Origin of the sequence: Aerococcus sp. UMB1112A, assembly GCF_030230715.1 — a bacterium.
GTDB lineage: Bacteria > Bacillota > Bacilli > Lactobacillales > Aerococcaceae > Aerococcus.
In genome coordinates this window covers 1-21042 of record NZ_JASPDS010000011.1, presented here as the reverse complement: position 1 = coordinate 21042, position 21042 = coordinate 1, and the positions used below count along the sequence as shown (strand labels likewise).

Here is a 21042-nt window from a genome sequence, read left to right as displayed (position 1 = left end):
TTAAAGCCTTATTGACTGACACTCAAGCTAAATATGTTCAGACGAAAAAGGGGGCCTAGGCCCTCTTTTTATTTGCTTTTTTCTGGCGAGACTCTTATTTAAAGGATAGAGCCTTTAAATATTTGTCCTCAATCTGAAATCATGCTATATTTTATGGAGAGAAAAGGGGGCCTATTCATGACAAAGGATGTAGAAGCTGCAATCGATCATTATCAGGCGGAGCGGTCAGGGGCTAGTACCCTGGCCTTGTTACAAGCTGTTCAAGCAGGCCACTTTCAAGTTCTGCTTGCTCAGGACCAAGAAGGATCTGTATCCGGAGAACAGGAGCGTTTGATTACGGTCAAAAGTCCAGATGGCTTGACCTACTTGGCAGTCTTCACCCCAAGGGGAGAGGCAAGTGTCTTGGCTGACTTAGGCCCCATGAAGACCAAGCAGCTTTCCTATAAAGACTTAGCGGCGATGTTTCTGCGAAAGGAAGATAATCCTCATTTAGCGGGCTTTATGATTAATAATAATACCGACCATATTAAATTTACCCGGGAATTAATTCAGAAAATTGCTCGAACTTAATGTGGCCTTTCAGCCGCTTTTCAGCTTTGGTGGATTGGTGTAAAATTAAGCTAGAAAAAAAGTAGCGCCAGGAGACAAGTTGGCTGGCTAGAAATTAAATAAGGTGAGGGATTGATATGAAACTAATCTTAATACGACACGGACAGAGTGAGGCAAATCTCGCGAATCTTTTTACAGGCTGGTTTGATTCTCCCTTAACAGACAAAGGCAAGGCGGATGCTCACCAAGCGGGCTCTCTTCTTAAAGCAGAAGGTATCAAACTAGATGCAGCCTACAGTTCCTTGCTTAGCCGAGCCATCCAAACCACTTACTTCGTCCTGTCGGCCATGGACCAACTCTATCTTCCTTACCAGAAGGATTGGCGCTTGAATGGCCGCCATTATGGGGCGCTGGAAGGCCACAATAAGCAGGCTATGAAAGACAAGTATGGACCTGACCAAGTTCATGCCTGGCGGCGGACTTTTGATGTGCGACCACCCCTTGACCCAACAGGCATTCAGGATCCCCGCTATCGGGGCTTAGACCAGGGGGCCTTGCGAGCGGGCGAGTCGCTTAAGGATACCTTAGACCGTGTCGCACCTTATTGGCAGGATACGCTCGCGCCTGCCCTTAAAGCAGGACAAAATATTCTAGTCGTTGGCCACGGTAACGGTCTAAGAGCTTTAGTGAAATACATTGAAAATATTTCGGATGATGCCATTGAAAGCGTCGAGATCCCTAATGCTCAGCCTATTGTTTATGAGTTTGGATCGGATTTGATGATTCAATCACGGCAGATTCTAAAGCCTGATCAGTCATAATTAGGATAGAAAGCAGCCTTGTGAGGGGCTGCTTTTTAATGGCTTAGATACTTTAGACGGACAGGGAGTTAGGTAGTCATCACAGCTGATCGTCAATTCCTTTAATTTGAATCTTCGATCAGCTTTGAGCTAGAGCCAGTATTATCCAAGCTTAAATTACTATGATAAAGTAAGTGTAATCCAAAAAGAAAGAGCGTGATTACATGTCTGAATTTACTATTCATACGATTGAAACAGCTCCAGAAAAGTCGAAAAAAGTTTTAGAAAGTGTTTATAAGGAAAACCAAGGTTACATTCCAAATCTCATCGGTTTACTTGCCAATGCTCCCGCAAGTTTAGAAGCCTACCGCAAAGTAGGGGCTATTAATCGAAAAACTAGCCTATCTCCTTTAGAACGTGAAGTTGTCCAAATTACCGCTGCCCGTAGGAATGGGTGTGACTTCTGTGTCGCTGGGCACTCTGCCTTTTCGGTTAAGCAATTAAATATTGATCCCGAACTCTTGAAAGCTTTAAAAGACCAAAGTCCAATTGTTAGTGACAGGAAATTGGATGCTCTAGCCAACTTTACTCGTGCATTGATCCAAGAACGAGGCAAGGCGAGTGACCAAGACCTAGCTGGCTTTTTCGCGGCTGGCTATGACCAGCAAGCGGCTTTAGAAGTGGTTCTAGGAGTCAGTCTGGCGACTCTGTGTAATTATGCTAATAACTTGGCCCATACTCCGATTAACCCTGAACTTCAGGAATATGCTTAGGAGGGCTTACAATGTCATTTTTCTCAGATGAATTTATTAGATATTTAGACCAACATGCTGATATTATCGATCAAGAGTCCGGCCGCTATGGGGATGCCCTATTGGAACGAATAGGTGCGGAGGGAGCCTTCCGCGTCGGGGTTCCTGAATCTTTAGGAGGGAGTGGGGGAGGGCCCCAAGATGTAGTTGAGCTTCTCTCAGAATTAGCTCAACACTCTTTAACTGCCGCTTTTATTTCCTGGGGGCATCGGACCTTTATTGATAATATTCTCCATAGTGCAAATCCTTACTACCGTGACCATTACCTGGACCGTCTGCTGACGGGAGACTATGCAGGGGCAACAGCCCTGTCTAATGCTGTCAAGTTCTTGTCAGAATTGGAAGAGCTCAATGTGACGATTCGCAAGGAAGAGGGAGGCTATAAGCTGTATGGCCGCTTACCCTGGGTCACCAATGCTCGGGCCCGTCACTTTATTACCATTTTTGTGGCTGGCTTTGAAGGGGAGGACCGGCCACCGCTGGTCCTTGCCGTCCCCTCTCATGCCGCTAACTTCCACCGGTCGCGTGACTTAGAATTCGTTTCCCTCCAAGGCTCTAATACAGCTGCCCTTAGCTTCGACGGAGTAGACTTGGATGACAACTGGTTAATTGCCGAAGATGCTGAGGCCTTCCTTAAAGAAAACCGTCCGAACTTCCTAGGCTTTCAATTTGGTCTGGCTTTCGGTTTGGCCGAGAAGTCACTTTCTGAAGTCGCCAGGCACTTAGACCGACGCCAAGTCCTAGAGGCGGAATATGAGGCTAACCAGATTGAACTCCAACGTATTACAGCTGAGCTCTATCAAGGTTTAGAGAGCTCCCACTACTTTGTGGACCACCCGCGTGAACTCTTCCAATTGCGGATTGATATTGTTGATGTTGTCGCACAGAGTCTCTTACTTGAACTTCAAGCAGGTGGAGGAAGCGCGTATTTCAAGGCAGCCGAGTCAGGTTTCATTCGCCGCTGGAATGAAGGAGCTTTTCTCCCTATTGTATCACCAAGTGCCGTTCAACTGCGCCATATTCTCCAAACCACCTAATGAATGATGACTAGCTCTTTACCAGGGCGGGAGTATTAGCTTCCGCCTTTTTTACTGGCTTTTTCCTAGGTTAAAAGTTTATCTTATGTTACACTGAAGAAAATGTGTGTATTGAGAGGAGGGGATCCTATCAAACGAAAGCTCTATATTGTCCTAGGTTTTCTTTCTTTCCTAATTGGAGCCATCGGGGTTGTTCTGCCAGTTTTACCGACAACGCCTCTACTCTTACTTTCCGCCTGGTTCTTTGCTCGTAGTTCTGAGCGCTTTCGCCATTGGTTGGAAAATACCCGGCTTTATCAGATTTATGTCGGAGAATATGAGCGGACAGGTGGTATTCGTTGGCGGAAGAAGTGGCAGATTTTGATCTTTACCTACCTGGTGATGGGAATTTCCATTTACTTTGTTCCCTTGTGGCCAGTGCGCCTCTTCATTATTATTTGCGGCCTGTGTTTTGGCTATTTTCTCTTCTTCCGCATTAAGACTATTCATGAATAGGAGGGCTGCCAGTGACAGAGGCTAATAGTAGAATACGGTTGATGGGAACTTGGATAGACCTCTATGTTTGCCATGCAGAGGCTAAGCGCCTAGTTGCCCATGCGATTCAAAAGCTCTATGACTATAATGAGCGCTTCAGTGCCAATGATCCTTCCTCACAATTGATGCAGGTCAACCAAAGAGCTGGTCATGCTCCTATGGCAGTGGACCCAGACCTCTTCGAGCTTATTAAATTAGGCAAAACCCAGAGCATCGCTTCTGAGGGACGCTTAAATATTGCCATTGGGCCCTTAGTTAAATTATGGGGGATTGGCTTTGAAGGTGCTCATAGACCAGACGACTCATCCATTGCGGCTTGCCTGGAAAAAATAGATCCCCGACAGATTAAGTTGGAGGAAGCCAGCCAGGAGGTTTATTTAGCCCAGGAGGGAATGGAAATTGACCTGGGTGCCTTGGCCAAGGGTTATTTCGCTGACCGGATCATGGATGACTTTATTCGTGCGGGTGCCCAATCGGCTATGATCAATCTAGGAGGTAATGTGAAAGTATACGGATCGCCTCCCAAACGTCCCCACCAAACAAATTGGCGGATTGGAATCCAAGACCCTCGCAAGCCGAGAGGGCAGAATTGCGCGGTTCTCCAGGTCCACAATCAATCTGTGGTTACCTCAGGGGGGTATGAGCGACATTTGGAGGTAGACGGTCACTTCTACCAGCATATTTTTGACAGTCGGACGGGGTATCCAGTTGAGAATGAAGTGGCTAGCGTGAGTGTCTTAACCGATCAGTCGGTAATGGCCGAGGTTTGGACCACCCGTCTTTATCCAATGGGCCTGGCCGAGATCCAAGCGGAATTGGCCCAGGCTAGAGACTACCAGGCTCTAGTTATCGACAAGCAGGGGCGTCTCCTAGCCAGTCGCGGCCTCTTAGATCGTTTGCAGGTATTGAAATAAGAAATTAATAGAAAGGAAGGCAGTTATGAAAAAAATTGCAGCTATCGTTGGAACGAATTCCAAGCATTCGACCAACCGTGACCTCTTAAAGTATATGAAGGACCATTTCAAAGACCGGGCCCAATTCGATATCATTGAGATCGATGGTTTGCCCCTCTTTGCTAAGAATGAGGAAGGCAAGGTGCCAGAACTCGCTCTTGAGATGGGCAAACGTATCGACCAAGCCGATGGGGTAGTCATCAGTACACCGGAATATAACCATTCCATTACTTCAGCATTGACCAATGTTTTACACTGGTTGTCCTACCACCAGTACCCACTCGCTGATAAGCCAGTGATGATCACGGGGGCTTCCTATGGGCGCTTAGGCTCTTCTCGGGCTCAGATGCACCTACGTCAGATTCTAGATTCACCGGATATTCGGTCGCGGGTTATGCCTAACGAGGAATTTCTTCTAGGCTTTTCTCTGCAAGCCTTCGATGAAAATGGGGCTTTGAAGGATCCTAAAGAAATTAAGCAACTAGAAGACATGTTCGACTCTTTCCTTAATTACATTGATTACACCAATGAATTTGTCGCAAATAATGCAGATGTTAAGGCAGAAGTGAAGAACTTCTCCTGGCAAGATGAAGCAGAGAAAGGAGACGCCTAATGAGAATTGTAGGAATTGTTGGATCAGCTGGTGATAAGTCATACAATCGCCAATTGCTTCATTATATTCAATCAGAGTTTACTGATCTTTTTGACTTAGAGATTGTGGAGATTAAACACCTTCCCCTTTTCAACCAAGACCACCCAGAATTAATGGTTGAAGGGCCTCTCCATACCATTAATCGGAAGATCCTACAAGCGGATGGGGTGATTATTGCTGTACCCGAGCACAACCATACCATCCCAGGACCTTTAAAGAGTTTATTAGAATGGCTGTCTTTCACCGTTCATCCCCTAAAGAATAAACCAGTTAAGATCGTGGGGGCCTCTTATCTGGACCAAGGCACTTCCCGGTCCCAGCTCCACCTCCGTCAAATTTTAGAAGCACCAGGGATCGATGCTTTGGTTATGCCAGGACAGGAATTCTTGTTGGGCAATTGTCAGACCTCCTTTGATGCTGAAGGACGCTTGAAAGACCAAGAGACTGTTTACTTCCTTCGCGAATCCTTGAAGAAATTTATCAAATATGTGGAAGCCCTTAAGCCACTTGAATACACCCATAAATTCCCAGATGAAGATTTAACCGCTCAGAAGGGCACAGAGACGACCATTGAAGGTGTTGATATGACCGACCCTGAGTGGGTAGAAAAAGCTGCTGAAAAAGTTGGCGCGGTATCAGGTGATACCTATGTTAAGTTAGACCGCGGCCTACTTACTGTGGACCAATTGAATTGGTTCCTTAAGACCATCCCCTTAGAATTGACTTATGCGGATGAGAATAACCAATACCTCTATTACAACCGGGTTAAACCAGGTGAAGATATGTTTGCCTCCCGCTACGAACCCGATGTGGGCAAACCATTAGGTAGTGTTCACCCCCCTCGGACTTATAAGAATGTGTCGTGGGTGATTTCCCAATTACGCTCAGGCAATCTCGACGGCGTCCACGTCCATGTCCCTATCCACAAAGACCATTACGTCGTTCATAATTATGTAGCTATGCATGATGAAGAGGGTAAGTACAGAGGGATTAATGAGCATGTTCTCGACTTACAACCTGTGATTGACTGGTATCTAGAACAAACGGGTCAACAGTTGGTTGGGTCAACTGATGCCGATTCCGGCGCCTCCATGGGTGGCGCCTGGGGGACAGATGACTCCGACAGTTCAGACGCTGATAGCGGGGCTAGCGATAGTGAATCCACCGATCTTTCTTCAGGTGCGAGTGAAGCAGAAGCAACAGGCGAAACAGATATCGACTCTGGAGCTTCAGAAGTATAAGCATATCATCGGACTAAGCCTCCCTAGGAAACTAGGGAGTTTTTTTATTTCGATCACTCAAAAGAAATTACGACTCGCTAGGCAGCGTTGCCTTCAAAATCTTGCTTTTTAAGTCTTAGAAAGAAATATAAAAAAATCGCGAAAAAGCTTGAAATATCCATTAAGTATCTGTATAATATTACGAGTGCCCACCAGAAAGGGCGCAAACCCATATAAATCAATGGGTTGAGGAGCTTTGATGCGTAAGGTTGCGACACGCCCGGACGCTTTGCCATAGAGGGCGGGCCGGTCATTTACGCGGAGCAAGTCAATTTATAAAAACTGACGAGGAGGAAACAAACATGGCAAAACAAAAAATTCGTATCCGCTTAAAAGCTTACGAACATCGTGCACTTGATCAATCAGCACAAAAAATCGTAGAAACAGCAAAACGTACAGGGGCAGAGGTTGCTGGACCAGTTCCACTTCCAACTGAACGTTCATTATTCACAGTAATCCGTGCGACTCATAAGTACAAAGATTCCCGTGAACAATTCGAACTACGTACCCACAAACGTTTAGTGGATATCGTAAACCCAACACCTAAGACGGTTGATGCGTTAATGAAATTAGACTTACCGTCAGGCGTTAACATTGAAATTAAACTTTAATTCCATTATCCTAGAGAAGTTGTATAACTTCGCATTAATATAGTTATCAAAATTAAAAAAATTACGGAGGTGTAATCATGACTAAAGGAATCTTAGGTAAAAAAGTAGGGATGACGCAATACTTCACTGAGTCAGGTGAATTAGTTCCTGTAACTGTTGTCGAAGTAACTCCTAACGTTGTGTTGCAAGTAAAATCTAATGAAACAGATGGTTACGAAGCAGTGCAATTAGGTTTCGACGATAAACGTGAAGTATTAGCTAACAAACCTGAAAAAGGTCATGTAGCAAAAGCAGAAACTACTCCTAAGCGCTTCATTCGCGAATTTCGTAATGTTGAGCTTGGAGAGTACGAAGTAGGTAAAGAAGTAACGGTGGATATCTTCCAAGCAGGCGACATTGTCGATGTAACTGGAACCTCTAAGGGTAAAGGTTTCCAAGGCGCGATCAAACGTCATGGTCAACAACGTGGCCCAATGTCACACGGTTCACATTACCACCGCGCAGCTGGTTCAATGGGTATGGCTTCTGATGCTTCTAAAGTATTCAAAGGCAAAGCTCTTCCAGGCCGCATGGGTGGCAACACCGTAACAATCCAAAACCTAGAAATCGTTAAAGTCTTAGCTGACCAAAACGCTATCTTAATTAAAGGTAACGTACCAGGTGCTAAGAAATCATTAGTAGAAATCAAAACTGCTAACAGCGCACAAGCCTAATAATTGAGGAAGGGAGGAATTTCAGAATGGCTAATGTAACAGTATTTAAACAAGATGGTTCACAAGCAGGCGAAATCACATTAAACGACAACGTGTTCGCAATTGAACCTAACGAAAACGCAATCTATGATGTCGTAATTATGCAACAAGCTTCTTTACGCCAAGGGACCCACGATGTAAAATCACGTGGCGAAGTAAGCGGCGGTGGCCGTAAACCATGGCGTCAAAAAGGGACTGGCCGTGCACGTCAAGGCTCAATCCGTTCTCCTCAATGGGTAGGCGGTGGCCGCGCATTCGGACCAACTCCACGCTCTTACCAATATAAATTACCTCGCAAGGTACGTCGTTTAGCACTTAAATCTGTGTTATCACAAAAAGTTGCTGAAGGTAATTTAATCGTTGTGGACGCTTTAAACTTAGAACAAGCGAAAACTAAAGAATTCAAAGCCGTATTAAACAACTTAAATGTTGACAGCAAAGTGCTTGCCGTAATCGATGCCGACAACCAAGAAGCAGCTCGTGCTGCCCGTAACTTGGCTAAGGTAACCGTTGTAGACGAAAAGAACGTGAACGTTTATGACCTCGTAAATAACGAAAAAGTTATCATTACGCAATCTGCACTTTCTGATCTAGAGGAGGTACTTGCATAATGACAGCACATGACATTATCAAACGTCCAGTCATCACTGAAGCATCAATGGATGCCATGGACGAAAACAAATATACCTTCGAAGTTGATGTAAACGCCAATAAAGCAGCAGTTAAACATGCCATCGAAGAAATCTTTGACGTAACTGTTGTTAAAGTAAACATCATGAACGTGAAAGGTAAATTAAAACGTATGGGTCGTTACGCTGGTTACACACGTAAAACCCGTAAAGCAATCGTAACTTTAGCTGAAGGCGACGCAATCGAAATCTTCGGCGCAGAAGACGCAGAATAAGAATAGGAGGAAACGAACGTGGCGATTAAAAAATATAAAGCTACTTCTAATGGTCGTCGTAACATGTCAGGTTATGACTTCTCAGAAATCACCAAATCGACTCCTGAGAAAACACTCTTAGAAAAACAAAGCAAGCGCGCAGGTCGTAACAACCGTGGTAGCATCACAGTTCGTCACCACGGAGGCGGCCACAAGCAAGCTTACCGTATTATCGACTTCAAACGTAATAAAGATGATATCGAAGGTGTAGTTAAAGCAATCGAATACGATCCAAACCGTTCAGCAAACATTGCTTTAATCCACTACACTGATGGTGTGAAAGCCTACATCATTGCACCTAAGGGCCTTAAAGTAGGTACCCGCATCATGTCTGGTGAAAATGCCGACATTAAAGTAGGTAACGCACTTCCATTACGCTCTATCCCAGTGGGTACTGTTATCCACAATATCGAAACTAAGCCAGGTAAAGGTGGCCAATTAGTTCGTGCAGCTGGGACTAGCGCTCAAGTATTGGGTAAAGAAGACAAATACGTATTAGTTAAATTAAGCTCAGGCGAAGTTCGTATGATCTTAGGCACTTGCCGGGCAACAGTTGGTTCAGTTGGTAATGAACAACATGAACTAGTAACTGTTGGTAAAGCAGGCCGCTCACGCTGGTTAGGCAAACGCCCAACTGTTCGTGGTTCTGTAATGAACCCTAACGATCACCCTCACGGTGGTGGTGAAGGTCGTGCACCAATCGGACGTAAGGTTCAAATGACACCTTGGGGCAAACCTGCTCGTGGGATCAAGACTCGTGATAAGAACGCACGCAGCAATAAACTTATTGTTCGTCGTCGCAACAAATAGCACTTCCATTAAATAGGAGATACGAAAGGAGCCAAATATATGAGCCGTAGTATTAAGAAAGGGCCTTTCTGTGACGACCATTTAATGAAAAAAGTGGAAGCACAGCAAGATGCCGAAAAAAAATCAGTAATCAAAACCTGGTCACGTCGTTCAACGATTTTCCCTAACTTCATCGGGTTAACCATCGCTGTTTATGATGGACGCAAACACGTACCAGTTTACATTCAAGAAGACATGGTTGGCCACAAATTAGGTGAATTTGTACCAACACGTACTTATCGTGGACATGCGAAAGACGATAAAGCAACACGTCGTTAAGATGAGGGGAGGAAATAAATAATGGCAGAACAAACAACTGCAAAAGCAACTGCAAGAACAGTTCGCATCTCTGCTCGCAAAGCACGCTTAGTTATTGATTTAATCCGTAACAAGACTGTCGGCGAAGCAATTGCTATTCTAAAGAACACTCCTCGTGCAGCATCGCCTGTAATCGAGAAAGTGTTGAACTCTGCAATCGCAAATGCAGAACACAACTATGACTTAGATGTTAGCAAATTATTTATCAGTGAAGCATATGTGAACGAAGGGCCAACAATGAAACGTTTCCGCCCTCGTGCAAAAGGTGGCGCATCAAGAATCAACAAGCGTACTAGTCACATCACTGTTGTGGTAAAAGAAGCAGGGGAGGAATAATTAGTGGGTCAAAAAATTAATCCTACCGGTTTGCGTATCGGAGTTATCAAAGACTGGGACGCACGCTGGTATGCAGAAAAAGATTACGCAGATACTTTGCATGAAGACTTAAGCATCCGTGAATACATCGACAAAGCCCTTAGCGAAGCTTCAGTTTCCAACGTAGAAATCGAACGTGCAGCTAACAAGGTTAACGTAAACATCCACACTGCTAAACCAGGTATGGTTATCGGTAAAGGTGGTTCAGAAGTTGATGCTTTACGTAAGAGCTTAAATAACTTAACAGGTAAACGTGTACACATCAATGTGGTTGAAATCAAGAACCCAGACTTAGATGCACGCTTAGTTGCTAAGAATATTTGCGAACAACTTGAAAACCGTGTGGCCTTCCGCCGTGCGCAAAAACAAGCTGTTCAACGTACAATGAAAGCTGGCGCCCAAGGGATCAAAGTTATGGTTTCCGGCCGTTTAAACGGTGCAGATATGGCGCGTTCAGAAACAACTGACGAAGGAACTGTTCCATTACATACTTTACGTGCAGATATTGACTATGCATGGGAAGAAGCAGATACAACTTACGGTAAGATCGGTGTCAAAGTATGGATTTGTCGTGGTGAAGTCCTTCCTACAGTAAATAATCAAGAGGAGGAATAGCATGTTAGTACCAAAACGTGTAAAACATAGACGTGAATTCCGCGGTAAAATGCGCGGCGAAGCTAAAGGCGGAAAAGAAATTGCTTACGGCGAATACGGTCTACAAGCCTTAGATTCAAAATGGATTACTAACCGTCAAATTGAATCTGCGCGTATCGCCATGACACGTTTCATGAAACGTGGCGGGAAAGTTTGGATCAAAATCTTCCCTCATAAATCATATACCGCAAAAGCTATTGGTGTTCGGATGGGTTCTGGTAAAGGTGCTCCTGAAGGATGGGTTGCTCCCGTTAAACGTGGGAAAATCATGTTCGAAGTAGGTGGCGTTCCTGAAGAAGTAGCAAAAGAAGCGCTTCGTTTAGCAATGCATAAATTACCAGTTCGTTGCAAAATCGTAAAACGTGAAATTGGTGGTGAACTGAATGACTAAATTTGAAGAAATTAAAAATTTATCCGCTGCTGAACTTGAAGCAAAGGAAAAAGAATACAGACAAGAGTTGTTCAATCTCAGATTCCAATTGGCAACAGGTCAGTTAGAAAATACAGCACGCATCAAACAAGTGCGCAAAGAAATTGCTCGTATTAAAACCGCTCTACGCCAGGAAGAATTAGCTAAGTAATCATCAGTGAAGGAGGGAACCCAGTAGTATGGCAGAACGTAAAAATCGTAAAGTATACCAAGGACGTGTCGTTTCTGACAAAATGGAAAAGACCATTGTTGTCCAAGTAGATACTTTTAAATTCCATCCAACTTATGGAAAACGTATTAAATACTCTAAAAAATATAAAGCACATGATGAAAACAATTCAGCAAAAATGGGTGATATTGTACGAATTATGGAAACACGTCCATTATCCAAAGATAAGCACTTCCGTCTTGTTGAAATCGTTGAAGAATCAGTTATCATTTAACAATTAACTGGAAGGAGGATACTTTAGGATGATTCAAACAGAAACTCGTATGAAAGTGGCTGATAACTCAGGCGCTCGTGAAGTTTTAACTATTAGTGTACTCGGCGGATCAGGCCGTAAAACCGCTAATATTGGTGACGTCGTAGTTTGTTCAGTGAAGAACGCTACACCAGGTGGCGTTGTTAAGAAGGGTGACGTTGTCAAAGCTGTTATCGTTCGTAGCAAGAGCGGGGCTCGCCGTGCAGATGGTTCATACATCAAGTTTGACGAAAATGCATGCGTGATTATCCGCGACGACAAGACACCTCGTGGTACACGTATCTTTGGCCCAGTTGCTCGGGAATTGCGCGAAAACAATTTCATGAAGATTGTTTCCCTAGCTCCGGAAGTATTATAATAAATAGATCAAAAAGGAGGTGCCCATCGATGCGTATTAAAACAGGTGATACTGTAATTGTGATTGCAGGTAAAGATAAAGGAACGCAAGCAACTGTTAAGCAAACTTTACCAAAACAAGATAAAGTCATTGTCGAAGGCGTAAACATTGTTAAGAAACACCAAAAACCTTCACAAGTTAACCCACAAGGCGGTATTGTGGAAGAAGAAGCGCCAATCCATGTTTCTAACGTTCAATTAGTAGATCCAAAAACGGGCGAAAAAACACGCGTAGGTATCGAAGAAAAAGATGGCAAACGTGTACGTGTAGCTCGTAAATCTGGCGAAGTAATTGACTAATACGGGAAGGAGGACAATAGAACATGACTAATCGTTTAAAAGAAAAATACTCAAACGAGATCGTACCAGCATTAATTGAAAAATTTAATTATAGCTCTCCAATGCAAACACCTAAGATTGACAAAATTGTGATCAACATGGGTGTTGGTGATGCTGTAACCAACTCTAAGAACTTAGACAAAGCAGTTGAAGAGTTAACTTTAATTTCAGGTCAAAAACCAGTTATTACTCATGCTAAGAAATCAATCGCTGGCTTCCGCTTACGTGAAGGAATGCCTATCGGTGCAAAAGTAACCCTACGTGGTGAACGCATGTATGACTTCTTAGACAAGCTAATCACTGTTTCATTGCCACGTGTACGTGACTTCCGCGGGATCAGCAAACGCTCATTCGATGGCCGTGGGAATTACACTTTAGGTATTCGTGAACAATTAATCTTCCCTGAAATCGACTTTGACAATGTTGACAAAGTACGCGGGATGGATATCGTTATCGTTACAACTGCGAACACTGATGAAGAATCAAAAGAGTTATTAACTCAAATTGGAATGCCGTTCCAAAAATAATAGGAGGAGGGAATCGATTTGGCTAAAAAATCAATGATTGCGAAAAATAAACGCAAAGCAAAATATTCAACACAAGAATACACACGCTGCGAACGCTGCGGCCGTCCACACTCTGTTTACCGTAAATTCAAGTTATGCCGTATCTGCCTCCGTGAACTTGCCTATAAAGGACAAATTCCTGGTGTCAGAAAAGCTAGTTGGTAATCGAGAGTAATAAGTAAAGGAGGGTGAACAGGTAATGGTCATGACAGATCCAATCGCTGATTTCTTAACACGCGTGCGTAACGCTAATATGGTACGCCACGAGTCTTTTGAAGTTCCAGCATCAGCAATGAAAGTTGCAATCACAAAGATTCTTAAAGAAGAAGGTTACATCAAAGATTTCGAAGTCATTGAAGATGACAAGCAAGGTATCATCCGTGTCTTCATGAAATATGGTAAGAATAACGAACGTGTTATCACAAACTTAAAACGTATTTCTAAACCAGGTTTACGTGTATATGCGAAAACTGATGAAGTCCCTAAAGTCTTGAACGGTTTAGGAATTGCCATCATCTCAACTTCTGAAGGTGTTATCACTGATAAAGAAGCTCGCGCTAAAAACGTTGGTGGCGAAGTCTTAGCTTACGTATGGTAGGCCCTAAAAAATAAAATTGAAAGAGGTGCAGTCTAGATGAGTCGTGTTGGTAATAAACCAGTAACAATTCCTAGTAACGTAACCATCGATGTACAAGACCACACTTTAACCGTTAAAGGCCCTAAAGGTGAACTAACTCGTACATTCGATCCACAAATTACAATCAATGTAGAAGAAAACGAAATCACTTTCGAACGTCCTAACAACCAAAAGAATGTTCGTGCTTTACACGGGACTACTCGTGCTTTAGTTAATAACATGGTTCAAGGGGTTAGCGAAGGTTTCAAGAAAACCTTACTCTTACAAGGGGTAGGTTACCGTGCACAAGCCCAAGGAAACAAATTAACGCTAAGCGTTGGTCTTTCCCACCCAGCAGAATTTGACATTCCTGAAGGTATCGAAGTTGATTTACCATCAAATACTGAAATCAATATTTCAGGTGCAGATAAAGACTTAGTGGGTCAATTCGCCGCTAACGTTCGTGAAATTCGTCGTCCAGAACCTTACAAAGGCAAAGGGGTACGTTACTCTGACGAACACATTATCCGCAAAGAAGGTAAAACTGGTAAATAATCTTAGGATTATTCTTACCTATCAAATTAAAGTAGAAATTAAGAGGTGAACCATTTTGATTAGCAAACCAGATAAAAATGTCTTACGTAAAAAACGTCACGCACGTGTACGTCGTCACATTTCTGGAACAGCAGAGTGCCCACGCTTGAGCGTTTTCCGCTCAAATAAACACATCTACGCTCAATTAATTGATGACGTAGCGGGTGTTACGCTTGCAAGTGCCTCTGATGGTGAAGAAACTGGGACAAAAGTTGAAAAAGCTGCAGCTGTTGGTAAGAAGATTGCCCAAGCCGCAGCAGAAAAAGATGTCAAAACCGTTGTCTTTGACCGTGGCGGTTACCAATATCACGGCCGTGTTCAAGCCTTGGCTGACGCTGCACGTGAAAACGGACTAGAATTTTAGGAAAAGGAGGAAGCCATAACATGACAAACAAATTTGTACAAGTTAACGACCGTGAAATCGAAGATCGCGTTGTTGCTATCAATCGTGTCACTAAAGTAGTTAAAGGTGGCCGTCGCATGAACTTCTCAGCACTTGTTGTTGTTGGCGACAAAGATGGACACGTTGGATTCGGTACAGGTAAGGCTGCTGAAGTTCCTGAAGCAATCCGTAAAGCGGTTGAAGCTGCTAAGAAGAACATGATCGAAGTTCCTCGTGCAGGTACCACTATCCCTCATGAAGTATTAGGTATCTTCAACGGAGGCCAAGTCCTCTTGAAACCAGCTAAGAACGGTTCTGGGGTAGCAGCTGGTGGCCCTGTTCGTGCCGTTGTTGAATTAGCAGGTATTGCAGATATCACTTCTAAGTCACTCGGATCAAACACTCCAATTAACATTGTGCGTGCAACCATCCAAGGGCTAAAAGAATTGAAATCACCTGAAGAAATCGCTGAATTACGTGGTAAATCAGTTGAAGAAATCTTAGGTTAAGGAGGCTTACAACATGGCAAAAGTTCAAATAACTTTAAAACGCAGTGTTATCGGTCGTCCAGATGACCAAATCAAAACCTGCCAAGCGCTGGGCCTAACCCGGACTGGTCGTACAGTTGAAAAAGAAACTAATGCAGCAATCGACGGAATGATCAAGAAGATTGCCCATTTAGTTGAAGTTAAAGAAGTAAAATAATACAATAAGAAATAAGGAGGTGCCTTGAAGATTATGAAATTACACGAGTTAAAAGCAAGTGAAGGATCACGTCATGTTCGTAACCGTTTAGGACGTGGATCTGGATCAGGTAACGGTAAGACTTCAGGTCGCGGCCAAAAAGGTCAAAAAGCTCGTTCAGGCGGTAAAGTACGTTTAGGTTTTGAAGGTGGGCAAACCCCATTGTACCGTCGTATCCCTAAACGTGGTTTTACAAACATTAACCGCAAAGAATACGCCATCGTTAATATCGACGATTTAAACGTTTTTGAAGATGGGGCTGAAGTAACGCCAGAAGCTTTAGTTGAAGCTGGTCTTGTTAAGAATACCAAGAAAGCTATTAAAGTTTTAGGTGCTGGTGAATTAGAACGCAAACTAACCGTTAAAGCAGCTAAATTCTCAGCTACAGCTAAAGAAGCAATTGAAGCAGCTGGGGGCACAATCGAGGTGATCTAATGTTCACTACTCTGAAAGCTGTATTTCAGGATAAAGACGTTAGAAGTCGCATCCTCTTTACTTTGGGAATGTTAATTGTGTTCCGTCTCGGGACACATATAACAGTTCCAGGTGTGAATGCACAAGCGATAAATACGCTCGTTAATTCAGGGCTCTTTGGTCTGTTGAATACCTTTGGCGGCGGGGCCTTGCATAACTACTCAATCTTTTCCTTAGGGGTCTCCCCTTATATCACGGCTCAGATTGTGGTACAGCTTTTGCAGATGGACATTGTGCCAGCCTTTACAGAATGGTCGAAACAAGGTGAAGTGGGACGGCGTAAGCTGAATAAGTGGACACGCTATCTCTCTGTTCTTGTTTCTTTCTTCCAAGCCATTGCGATTTCGGTTGGTTTTAACTCCCTCTCGCAATTCGGCCTGATCAAGGATCCAGGAATGCTCACTTACTGCATTATTGCCTTGGTCATGACAGCTGGGTCCATGCTCGTTGTATGGATCGGGGAGCAAATCACCCAATTCGGTATCGGGAATGGGGTTTCTCTGATTATCTTCTCGGGGATTGTTGCTCGGATTCCCGGTGAAGTCCTCACCGCTGTTAAGAAAGGCTTAATTGATGTGACTGACCAAGCTCAGCTCACTCAAAATGCCATCTTTGGGGGTATTTTTGCCCTTGTTGCATTACTTCTAATTATCTTAGTTGTTTACGTCAACCAAGCTGAACGACGTATTCCGGTACGCTATTCCAAAAGGGCGAGCACAGTAGTGGAACAATCCCATATGCCGCTGAAGATTAACTCAGCCGGGGTTATTCCAGTTATCTTTGCCAGCTCCATCATCATGGTGCCACAAACGGTTCTCAGCCTCTTGTCGGCCCAGTTCTCAGATGCCGCTTGGTTCAAAACAGCAGAGACAGTCTTTAATCTCGAACAACCAATCGGGATGACCATATATGCGGTAACGATTGTACTCTTTACATTCTTCTATGCGCATATCCAAATTAATCCTGAACGCGTTGCCGAGAACTTCCAAAAATCAGGCGCTTATATCCCTAGTGTGCGTCCTGGTTTACCAACAGAACGTTATATTTCCAAGATGCTCAATCGTTTAAGCAGTGTGGGCTCATTATTCTTAATGATGATTGCCATCCTACCTCTAATGGGGTCCTATTTCTTTGATCTTCCACGAACGATTGGTCTTGGAGGGACAAGTTTACTCATCGTTGTCGGTGTCGCACTCGATACAGCTAAACAAATTGAAGGTCGCTTAATCAAGCGTCGCTATGTAGGCTTTATTCGCTAGTCAAGAATTGAAGTTCGGAGGATGGAAATGAATATTATTTTGATGGGGCTGCCAGGTGCTGGTAAGGGTACCCAAGCAGAAAAAATTGTGGCAACTTATGACATTCCACATATTTCAACAGGAGATATGTTCCGTCAAGCCATCAAAGACCAAACCCCACTCGGTAAAGAAGCTAAATCATACATGGACAAGGGTGGCCTTGTGCCAGATGAAGTAACGAATGGGATTGTTAAAGAACGTTTACAACAAGCAGACACAGAAGCTAAGGGTTTCATGCTAGATGGCTTCCCACGGACTCTCAACCAAGCTAAGGCCTTGGAAGAAATCTTGGAAGACATTAACAAGACCATCGATGCTGTCATTTATATCGATGTTGACCCTGAAGTCCTAGAAAAACGCCTAAGTGGTCGGATCATCTGTGGCAATTGTGGGGCAACCTTCAATGTCAACTTTAACCCGCCAAAAGAAGAAGGCGTCTGTGATCGCTGCGGAGCAGAAGAATTCTATACCCGCGACGATGATAAGGCTGAAGTGGTTAAGAATCGGATTGAAGTCAACCAAGAGCAACAAGCCCCAATCCTCGACTTCTACGAAAGTCAAGGCAAGGTTTACCGGGTGCCTGGTGACATCGGAATCGATAATGTCTTTAACGAAATCAAAAAGATCATTGAATAAAGTCTTGCATTAGATGTTCTTTAATGGTATAATGTTCAGGTTAATCCTATTGAGAACTTTTGAGATGAGTTTTTCTTCATGTTGTCGTGTCGCACATATGTGTAACGAGGAGGAAATATAGTGTCTAAAGAAGATATGATCGAAGTAGAAGGTACAGTCACCGAGACTTTACCTAATGCAATGTTCAAAGTCGAACTTGAAAACGGCGTAGAGATTCTTGCCCATGTGTCTGGGAAGATTCGTGTGAATTATATTCGAATTCTACCGGGTGACCGTGTAAAAGTCGAAATGTCTCCATATGATCTGACCAAGGGACGGATTACATATCGTTTCAAGTAATTTCTAAATGATATAAGGAGGTCAATCGTGAAAGTTAGAGCGTCTGTTAAACCAATTTGCGACAAATGCAAAGTGATTCGTCGTAATGGCAAAGTCATGGTAATTTGCCAAAACCCTAAACATAAACAACGCCAAGGTTAATAAAGGAGGTGCCAATCGAATGGCTCGTATTGCAGGTGTAGATATTCCACGTAACAAACGTATTGTCATTGCCTTAACTTACATTTATGGGATCGGGAACACAACAGCTAAAAAGATCTTAGCTGATGCTGGCGTTTCTGAAGATATCCGTGTGAATGATTTAAGCAATGATGAATTAGATAAGATTCGTGCAGAAGTTGATAAGATCAAGGTTGAAGGTGACTTACGTCGCGATGTCAACATGGACATCAAACGTTTACAAGAAATCGGTTCCTACCGTGGTATGCGTCACCGTCGTAACCTACCAGTTCGCGGTCAAAATACTAAGAACAATGCTCGTACCCGTAAAGGTCGCGGTGTAGCGATCCCAGGTAAGAAGAAATAATTAATTTAAAGTAAAGGAGGCAAGTTAATCAAATGGCAAAAGCAAAACGTCAAACACGTAAACGTCGCGTGAAAAAGAATGTTGAAGTTGGTGTTGCTCATATCCACTCAACTTTCAATAATACTATTGTTATGATTACTGATGAACATGGTAATGCAATTTCATGGTCATCCGCAGGTGCACTTGGTTTCAAGGGTTCCCGTAAATCAACACCTTATGCTGCCCAAATGGCTTCAGAAGCTGCTTCTAAGACAGCTATGGACCAAGGCATGAAGACTGTTGAAGTATCTGTTAAAGGTCCAGGACCTGGTCGTGAATCTGCAATTCGTGCTTTACAAGCTGCTGGTTTGGAAGTTACCTCAATTCGTGACGTAACCCCAATCCCACACAACGGTTGCCGTCCTCCAAAACGTCGTCGTGTATAGTACTGTTTTTCAAACAGCTTGCCGAAAACTTTTTGGAAGCAGTAGTGGTGCAAAATTCACGTTTTGAAAGGGGAATACTTGTAGATTATGATCGAAATTGAAAAACCAACTATTGAAACGATTGAGATCAGCGATGATAACAAATTTGGTAAATTTGCGATTGAACCATTAGAACGTGGTTACGGAACAACTTTAGGCAATTCCCTGCGTCGTATTTTACTCTCATCATTGCCTGGTACAGCGGTAACATCAGTTCAGATTGATGATGTTTTACATGAATATTCTACAATCCCAGGTGTCCGCGAAGATGTCACTCAAATTGTATTGAACATCAAGAAGCTTTCCTTGAAACTTTATGATGTTGAAGAAAAACAAGTCGAAATTGATGTAGTTGGCCCAGCAGAGGTCACTGCAGCGGATATTACGGCCGATGCTGATTTTGATATCATGAATCCAGACTTGCACATTTGCAGCTTAGAAGATGGAGCTCGTTTCCATATGCTGATGAATGTTCAAAATGGTCGTGGTTTTGTTCGTTCTGAACATAACAAATCAGAAAATATGCCAATTGGCGTAATTCCAGTAGATTCAATCTACACACCAATCGAAAAAGTTAACTACCAAGTTGAAAATATCCGTATTGGTGAAATCAACCAGTTCGATAAGTTGACTTATGATATCTGGACTGACGGGACGATAGCCCCTCATGAAGCGTTGAGTTTAGCTGCTAAGATTCTAACGGAACACTTGGCGATCTTCGTTGATATGACCAATGAAGCAAAATCTGCTGAAATTATGGTCGAAAAAGAAGAAACTCAGAAAGAAAAAATGCTCGAAATGTCAATCGAAGAATTGGATCTTTCTGTTCGCTCTTACAACTGTTTGAAACGTGCAGGTATCAATACTGTGGATGAATTAACTGACCGAACTGAACAAGAAATGATGAAAGTTCGTAACTTAGGCCGTAAGTCACTCGATGAAGTCAAGAATAAGTTGGCTGCTCTCGATTTAAGCTTACGCCAAGAAGATTAATTATAAAGTGAAGGAGGAATTCTCTGATGAGTTACCGTAAATTAGGTCGCACCAGCTCACAACGTAAAGCTTTATTACGTGATTTGACGACTGATTTAATTATCAATGAACGTATCGAAACAACCGAATCTCGTGCTAAAGAAATCCGTAAATCTACTGAAAAAATGATTACTTTAGGCAAGAAAGGTGACCTTAGCGCACGTCGTCAAGCTGCTAAATTTGTTCGTAACGAAATCGCTGATGTTCGTGCGGAAGATGATGACATCGTTATTGAAACAGCCTTACAAAAATTATTCAACGAGTTAGGCCCTCGCTATGCAGATCGTCAAGGTGGCTATACCCGTATCCTTAAGACTGAACCTCGTCGTGGTGACGGTTCTAAGATGGCGATTATTGAATTAGTGTAAGCCAGATGTATGTAGAGCGTTATGATGATGGGACAACCCAAGTCTAGCTCTTTCACTTCCGGAGCAGGTGCTCCGGAAGTGAAAATATATCCTAATTCCAAAACACGAGCATCCATGTTATTACATGAATGCTTTTTTTGCTATAAGGGTGTGAGGGCTGGCGGGAGAAATAGACCTCTGGAGCCAAAAGCCAGAGAAGACTGAAAGTCTTCGGCGGATTTTGGTGAAGAGGAGCTA

The 21042-nt window shown here is 43.3% G+C and carries 37 protein-coding genes; all 37 read left to right on the top strand.

Features of this window, described 5'->3' with window-relative positions; translation table 11 throughout:
- Positions 1 to 177: 177 nt before the first annotated feature.
- The 37 genes from QP860_RS07180 (at position 178) to rplQ (ending at position 20805) form a co-directional block, all read left to right on the top strand.
- Positions 178 to 570 carry an SseB family protein gene (locus QP860_RS07180; RefSeq protein ID WP_284912432.1) on the top strand — a complete coding sequence of 131 codons (393 nt, stop codon included), beginning with the start codon at positions 178 to 180 and terminating at the stop codon, positions 568 to 570.
- Between the two features lie 116 nt (positions 571 to 686).
- Complete coding sequence (locus tag QP860_RS07175; RefSeq protein ID WP_284912431.1) at positions 687 to 1370, top strand: 2,3-bisphosphoglycerate-dependent phosphoglycerate mutase; 684 nt, start codon at positions 687 to 689, stop codon at positions 1368 to 1370.
- A gap of 203 nt (positions 1371 to 1573) precedes the next feature.
- The gene (locus QP860_RS07170) at positions 1574 to 2122 is read left to right on the top strand and encodes a carboxymuconolactone decarboxylase family protein (protein WP_284911020.1); all 549 of its coding nucleotides are present in this window, start codon (positions 1574 to 1576) and stop codon (positions 2120 to 2122) included.
- Between the two features lie 11 nt (positions 2123 to 2133).
- Entirely contained in the window at positions 2134 to 3198 is a 1065-nt protein-coding gene (locus QP860_RS07165; RefSeq protein WP_284912430.1) for an acyl-CoA dehydrogenase family protein, read from the top strand.
- Positions 3199 to 3309: 111 nt separating this feature from the next.
- Positions 3310 to 3693 (top strand): YbaN family protein, encoded by a 384-nt coding sequence (locus tag QP860_RS07160; RefSeq protein ID WP_246818931.1) that lies wholly within the window; start codon positions 3310 to 3312, stop codon positions 3691 to 3693.
- 11 nt (positions 3694 to 3704) lie between these two features.
- Positions 3705 to 4646, top strand: a complete 942-nt coding sequence (locus tag QP860_RS07155; protein ID WP_502869811.1) for an FAD:protein FMN transferase — start codon at positions 3705 to 3707, stop codon at positions 4644 to 4646.
- 25 nt (positions 4647 to 4671) lie between these two features.
- Positions 4672 to 5298, top strand: coding sequence for an NADPH-dependent FMN reductase (locus QP860_RS07150; RefSeq protein WP_284912429.1), 627 nt, complete (start codon positions 4672 to 4674; stop codon positions 5296 to 5298).
- Positions 5298 to 6578, top strand: a complete 1281-nt coding sequence (locus tag QP860_RS07145) for an NAD(P)H-dependent oxidoreductase (RefSeq protein ID WP_284912428.1) — start codon at positions 5298 to 5300, stop codon at positions 6576 to 6578. The genes QP860_RS07150 and QP860_RS07145 overlap by 1 nt, the downstream gene beginning before the upstream one ends.
- 341 nt (positions 6579 to 6919) lie before the next feature.
- Positions 6920 to 7228, top strand: coding sequence for a 30S ribosomal protein S10 (gene rpsJ / locus QP860_RS07140; protein ID WP_067973054.1), 309 nt, complete (start codon positions 6920 to 6922; stop codon positions 7226 to 7228).
- Between the two features lie 77 nt (positions 7229 to 7305).
- Positions 7306 to 7941, top strand: a complete 636-nt coding sequence (rplC, locus tag QP860_RS07135) for a 50S ribosomal protein L3 (RefSeq protein ID WP_070618553.1) — start codon at positions 7306 to 7308, stop codon at positions 7939 to 7941.
- A 26-nt stretch (positions 7942 to 7967) separates the two neighbouring features.
- Positions 7968 to 8591 (top strand): 50S ribosomal protein L4, encoded by a 624-nt coding sequence (gene rplD / locus QP860_RS07130; RefSeq protein WP_070618556.1) that lies wholly within the window; start codon positions 7968 to 7970, stop codon positions 8589 to 8591.
- Positions 8591 to 8884 (top strand): 50S ribosomal protein L23, encoded by a 294-nt coding sequence (gene rplW, locus QP860_RS07125; RefSeq protein ID WP_067973045.1) that lies wholly within the window; start codon positions 8591 to 8593, stop codon positions 8882 to 8884. Before rplD ends, rplW begins: the two co-directional genes overlap by 1 nt.
- An 18-nt stretch (positions 8885 to 8902) precedes the next feature.
- Positions 8903 to 9733, top strand: coding sequence for a 50S ribosomal protein L2 (gene rplB, locus QP860_RS07120; protein WP_067973042.1), 831 nt, complete (start codon positions 8903 to 8905; stop codon positions 9731 to 9733).
- 39 nt (positions 9734 to 9772) lie between these two features.
- A complete protein-coding gene (rpsS, locus tag QP860_RS07115) occupies positions 9773 to 10051 on the top strand; it encodes a 30S ribosomal protein S19 (protein WP_070618559.1) in 279 nt (92 codons plus the stop codon).
- Positions 10052 to 10072: 21 nt separating this feature from the next.
- Positions 10073 to 10426: a 50S ribosomal protein L22 gene (rplV, locus tag QP860_RS07110; RefSeq protein WP_067973036.1), complete on the top strand. Its 354-nt coding sequence runs from the start codon at positions 10073 to 10075 to the stop codon at positions 10424 to 10426.
- Positions 10427 to 10429: 3 nt separating this feature from the next.
- Positions 10430 to 11080 (top strand): 30S ribosomal protein S3, encoded by a 651-nt coding sequence (gene rpsC / locus QP860_RS07105; RefSeq protein WP_067973033.1) that lies wholly within the window; start codon positions 10430 to 10432, stop codon positions 11078 to 11080.
- A gap of 1 nt (position 11081) precedes the next feature.
- On the top strand, positions 11082 to 11510 hold the full coding sequence (gene rplP / locus QP860_RS07100; protein WP_067973029.1) for a 50S ribosomal protein L16: 429 nt from the start codon (positions 11082 to 11084) through the stop codon (positions 11508 to 11510).
- A complete protein-coding gene (rpmC, locus tag QP860_RS07095) occupies positions 11503 to 11700 on the top strand; it encodes a 50S ribosomal protein L29 (protein ID WP_067973027.1) in 198 nt (65 codons plus the stop codon). The genes rplP and rpmC overlap by 8 nt, the downstream gene beginning before the upstream one ends.
- Positions 11701 to 11728: 28 nt before the next feature.
- Entirely contained in the window at positions 11729 to 11992 is a 264-nt protein-coding gene (rpsQ, locus tag QP860_RS07090; RefSeq protein ID WP_067973024.1) for a 30S ribosomal protein S17, read from the top strand.
- 28 nt (positions 11993 to 12020) lie between these two features.
- Positions 12021 to 12389 carry a 50S ribosomal protein L14 gene (gene rplN, locus QP860_RS07085; protein ID WP_067973021.1) on the top strand — a complete coding sequence of 123 codons (369 nt, stop codon included), beginning with the start codon at positions 12021 to 12023 and terminating at the stop codon, positions 12387 to 12389.
- Between the two features lie 29 nt (positions 12390 to 12418).
- The gene (gene rplX, locus QP860_RS07080; protein WP_067973017.1) at positions 12419 to 12727 is read left to right on the top strand and encodes a 50S ribosomal protein L24; all 309 of its coding nucleotides are present in this window, start codon (positions 12419 to 12421) and stop codon (positions 12725 to 12727) included.
- Between the two features lie 23 nt (positions 12728 to 12750).
- Positions 12751 to 13293, top strand: coding sequence for a 50S ribosomal protein L5 (rplE, locus tag QP860_RS07075; protein ID WP_067973015.1), 543 nt, complete (start codon positions 12751 to 12753; stop codon positions 13291 to 13293).
- A gap of 18 nt (positions 13294 to 13311) precedes the next feature.
- Complete coding sequence (locus QP860_RS07070; protein ID WP_083272384.1) at positions 13312 to 13497, top strand: type Z 30S ribosomal protein S14; 186 nt, start codon at positions 13312 to 13314, stop codon at positions 13495 to 13497.
- A 34-nt stretch (positions 13498 to 13531) separates the two neighbouring features.
- The gene (gene rpsH, locus QP860_RS07065) at positions 13532 to 13930 is read left to right on the top strand and encodes a 30S ribosomal protein S8 (RefSeq protein WP_067973014.1); all 399 of its coding nucleotides are present in this window, start codon (positions 13532 to 13534) and stop codon (positions 13928 to 13930) included.
- A gap of 36 nt (positions 13931 to 13966) precedes the next feature.
- Entirely contained in the window at positions 13967 to 14503 is a 537-nt protein-coding gene (rplF, locus tag QP860_RS07060; RefSeq protein ID WP_070618561.1) for a 50S ribosomal protein L6, read from the top strand.
- A gap of 55 nt (positions 14504 to 14558) precedes the next feature.
- Entirely contained in the window at positions 14559 to 14906 is a 348-nt protein-coding gene (gene rplR, locus QP860_RS07055; RefSeq protein WP_070618564.1) for a 50S ribosomal protein L18, read from the top strand.
- 20 nt (positions 14907 to 14926) lie between these two features.
- Complete coding sequence (rpsE, locus tag QP860_RS07050) at positions 14927 to 15433, top strand: 30S ribosomal protein S5 (RefSeq protein ID WP_070430158.1); 507 nt, start codon at positions 14927 to 14929, stop codon at positions 15431 to 15433.
- A 13-nt stretch (positions 15434 to 15446) separates the two neighbouring features.
- A complete protein-coding gene (rpmD, locus tag QP860_RS07045) occupies positions 15447 to 15629 on the top strand; it encodes a 50S ribosomal protein L30 (protein ID WP_070430159.1) in 183 nt (60 codons plus the stop codon).
- Between the two features lie 33 nt (positions 15630 to 15662).
- Complete coding sequence (gene rplO, locus QP860_RS07040; RefSeq protein WP_067972999.1) at positions 15663 to 16103, top strand: 50S ribosomal protein L15; 441 nt, start codon at positions 15663 to 15665, stop codon at positions 16101 to 16103.
- Positions 16103 to 17401 carry a preprotein translocase subunit SecY gene (gene secY / locus QP860_RS07035; protein WP_067972997.1) on the top strand — a complete coding sequence of 433 codons (1299 nt, stop codon included), beginning with the start codon at positions 16103 to 16105 and terminating at the stop codon, positions 17399 to 17401. The genes rplO and secY overlap by 1 nt, the downstream gene beginning before the upstream one ends.
- A 27-nt stretch (positions 17402 to 17428) precedes the next feature.
- Positions 17429 to 18076 carry an adenylate kinase gene (locus QP860_RS07030; RefSeq protein WP_067972994.1) on the top strand — a complete coding sequence of 216 codons (648 nt, stop codon included), beginning with the start codon at positions 17429 to 17431 and terminating at the stop codon, positions 18074 to 18076.
- A 120-nt stretch (positions 18077 to 18196) separates the two neighbouring features.
- Positions 18197 to 18415 (top strand): translation initiation factor IF-1, encoded by a 219-nt coding sequence (infA, locus tag QP860_RS07025; RefSeq protein ID WP_067972992.1) that lies wholly within the window; start codon positions 18197 to 18199, stop codon positions 18413 to 18415.
- 27 nt (positions 18416 to 18442) lie between these two features.
- On the top strand, positions 18443 to 18556 hold the full coding sequence (rpmJ, locus tag QP860_RS07020; RefSeq protein ID WP_083272385.1) for a 50S ribosomal protein L36: 114 nt from the start codon (positions 18443 to 18445) through the stop codon (positions 18554 to 18556).
- Positions 18557 to 18575: 19 nt separating this feature from the next.
- Positions 18576 to 18941 carry a 30S ribosomal protein S13 gene (rpsM, locus tag QP860_RS07015; RefSeq protein WP_067972988.1) on the top strand — a complete coding sequence of 122 codons (366 nt, stop codon included), beginning with the start codon at positions 18576 to 18578 and terminating at the stop codon, positions 18939 to 18941.
- Positions 18942 to 18973: 32 nt separating this feature from the next.
- Complete coding sequence (rpsK, locus tag QP860_RS07010; protein ID WP_067972985.1) at positions 18974 to 19366, top strand: 30S ribosomal protein S11; 393 nt, start codon at positions 18974 to 18976, stop codon at positions 19364 to 19366.
- An 87-nt stretch (positions 19367 to 19453) separates the two neighbouring features.
- Positions 19454 to 20398, top strand: a complete 945-nt coding sequence (locus QP860_RS07005; protein WP_067972982.1) for a DNA-directed RNA polymerase subunit alpha — start codon at positions 19454 to 19456, stop codon at positions 20396 to 20398.
- 26 nt (positions 20399 to 20424) lie between these two features.
- Positions 20425 to 20805, top strand: coding sequence for a 50S ribosomal protein L17 (gene rplQ / locus QP860_RS07000; RefSeq protein ID WP_067972980.1), 381 nt, complete (start codon positions 20425 to 20427; stop codon positions 20803 to 20805).
- The last annotated feature ends 237 nt before the right edge of the window (positions 20806 to 21042 follow it).

Coding starts and splice junctions, on each gene's coding strand:
- rplX (WP_067973017.1), top strand. CDS start 12,419: ATGCGTATTAAAACAGGTGATACTGTAATTGTGATTGCAGGTAAAGAT.
- QP860_RS07150 (WP_284912429.1), top strand. CDS start 4,672: ATGAAAAAAATTGCAGCTATCGTTGGAACGAATTCCAAGCATTCGACC.
- rplD (WP_070618556.1), top strand. CDS start 7,968: ATGGCTAATGTAACAGTATTTAAACAAGATGGTTCACAAGCAGGCGAA.
- rplV (WP_067973036.1), top strand. CDS start 10,073: ATGGCAGAACAAACAACTGCAAAAGCAACTGCAAGAACAGTTCGCATC.
- rplQ (WP_067972980.1), top strand. CDS start 20,425: ATGAGTTACCGTAAATTAGGTCGCACCAGCTCACAACGTAAAGCTTTA.
- rplW (WP_067973045.1), top strand. CDS start 8,591: ATGACAGCACATGACATTATCAAACGTCCAGTCATCACTGAAGCATCA.
- rpmD (WP_070430159.1), top strand. CDS start 15,447: ATGGCAAAAGTTCAAATAACTTTAAAACGCAGTGTTATCGGTCGTCCA.
- rpsJ (WP_067973054.1), top strand. CDS start 6,920: ATGGCAAAACAAAAAATTCGTATCCGCTTAAAAGCTTACGAACATCGT.
- rplN (WP_067973021.1), top strand. CDS start 12,021: ATGATTCAAACAGAAACTCGTATGAAAGTGGCTGATAACTCAGGCGCT.
- rplC (WP_070618553.1), top strand. CDS start 7,306: ATGACTAAAGGAATCTTAGGTAAAAAAGTAGGGATGACGCAATACTTC.
- rpmC (WP_067973027.1), top strand. CDS start 11,503: ATGACTAAATTTGAAGAAATTAAAAATTTATCCGCTGCTGAACTTGAA.
- rpsM (WP_067972988.1), top strand. CDS start 18,576: ATGGCTCGTATTGCAGGTGTAGATATTCCACGTAACAAACGTATTGTC.
- QP860_RS07175 (WP_284912431.1), top strand. CDS start 687: ATGAAACTAATCTTAATACGACACGGACAGAGTGAGGCAAATCTCGCG.
- secY (WP_067972997.1), top strand. CDS start 16,103: ATGTTCACTACTCTGAAAGCTGTATTTCAGGATAAAGACGTTAGAAGT.
- QP860_RS07180 (WP_284912432.1), top strand. CDS start 178: ATGACAAAGGATGTAGAAGCTGCAATCGATCATTATCAGGCGGAGCGG.
- QP860_RS07005 (WP_067972982.1), top strand. CDS start 19,454: ATGATCGAAATTGAAAAACCAACTATTGAAACGATTGAGATCAGCGAT.
- rpsS (WP_070618559.1), top strand. CDS start 9,773: ATGAGCCGTAGTATTAAGAAAGGGCCTTTCTGTGACGACCATTTAATG.
- rplE (WP_067973015.1), top strand. CDS start 12,751: ATGACTAATCGTTTAAAAGAAAAATACTCAAACGAGATCGTACCAGCA.
- rpsQ (WP_067973024.1), top strand. CDS start 11,729: ATGGCAGAACGTAAAAATCGTAAAGTATACCAAGGACGTGTCGTTTCT.
- rpsE (WP_070430158.1), top strand. CDS start 14,927: ATGACAAACAAATTTGTACAAGTTAACGACCGTGAAATCGAAGATCGC.
- QP860_RS07030 (WP_067972994.1), top strand. CDS start 17,429: ATGAATATTATTTTGATGGGGCTGCCAGGTGCTGGTAAGGGTACCCAA.
- rpsK (WP_067972985.1), top strand. CDS start 18,974: ATGGCAAAAGCAAAACGTCAAACACGTAAACGTCGCGTGAAAAAGAAT.
- rpsH (WP_067973014.1), top strand. CDS start 13,532: ATGGTCATGACAGATCCAATCGCTGATTTCTTAACACGCGTGCGTAAC.
- rplO (WP_067972999.1), top strand. CDS start 15,663: ATGAAATTACACGAGTTAAAAGCAAGTGAAGGATCACGTCATGTTCGT.
- rplP (WP_067973029.1), top strand. CDS start 11,082: ATGTTAGTACCAAAACGTGTAAAACATAGACGTGAATTCCGCGGTAAA.
- QP860_RS07165 (WP_284912430.1), top strand. CDS start 2,134: ATGTCATTTTTCTCAGATGAATTTATTAGATATTTAGACCAACATGCT.
- QP860_RS07170 (WP_284911020.1), top strand. CDS start 1,574: ATGTCTGAATTTACTATTCATACGATTGAAACAGCTCCAGAAAAGTCG.
- rplF (WP_070618561.1), top strand. CDS start 13,967: ATGAGTCGTGTTGGTAATAAACCAGTAACAATTCCTAGTAACGTAACC.
- QP860_RS07145 (WP_284912428.1), top strand. CDS start 5,298: ATGAGAATTGTAGGAATTGTTGGATCAGCTGGTGATAAGTCATACAAT.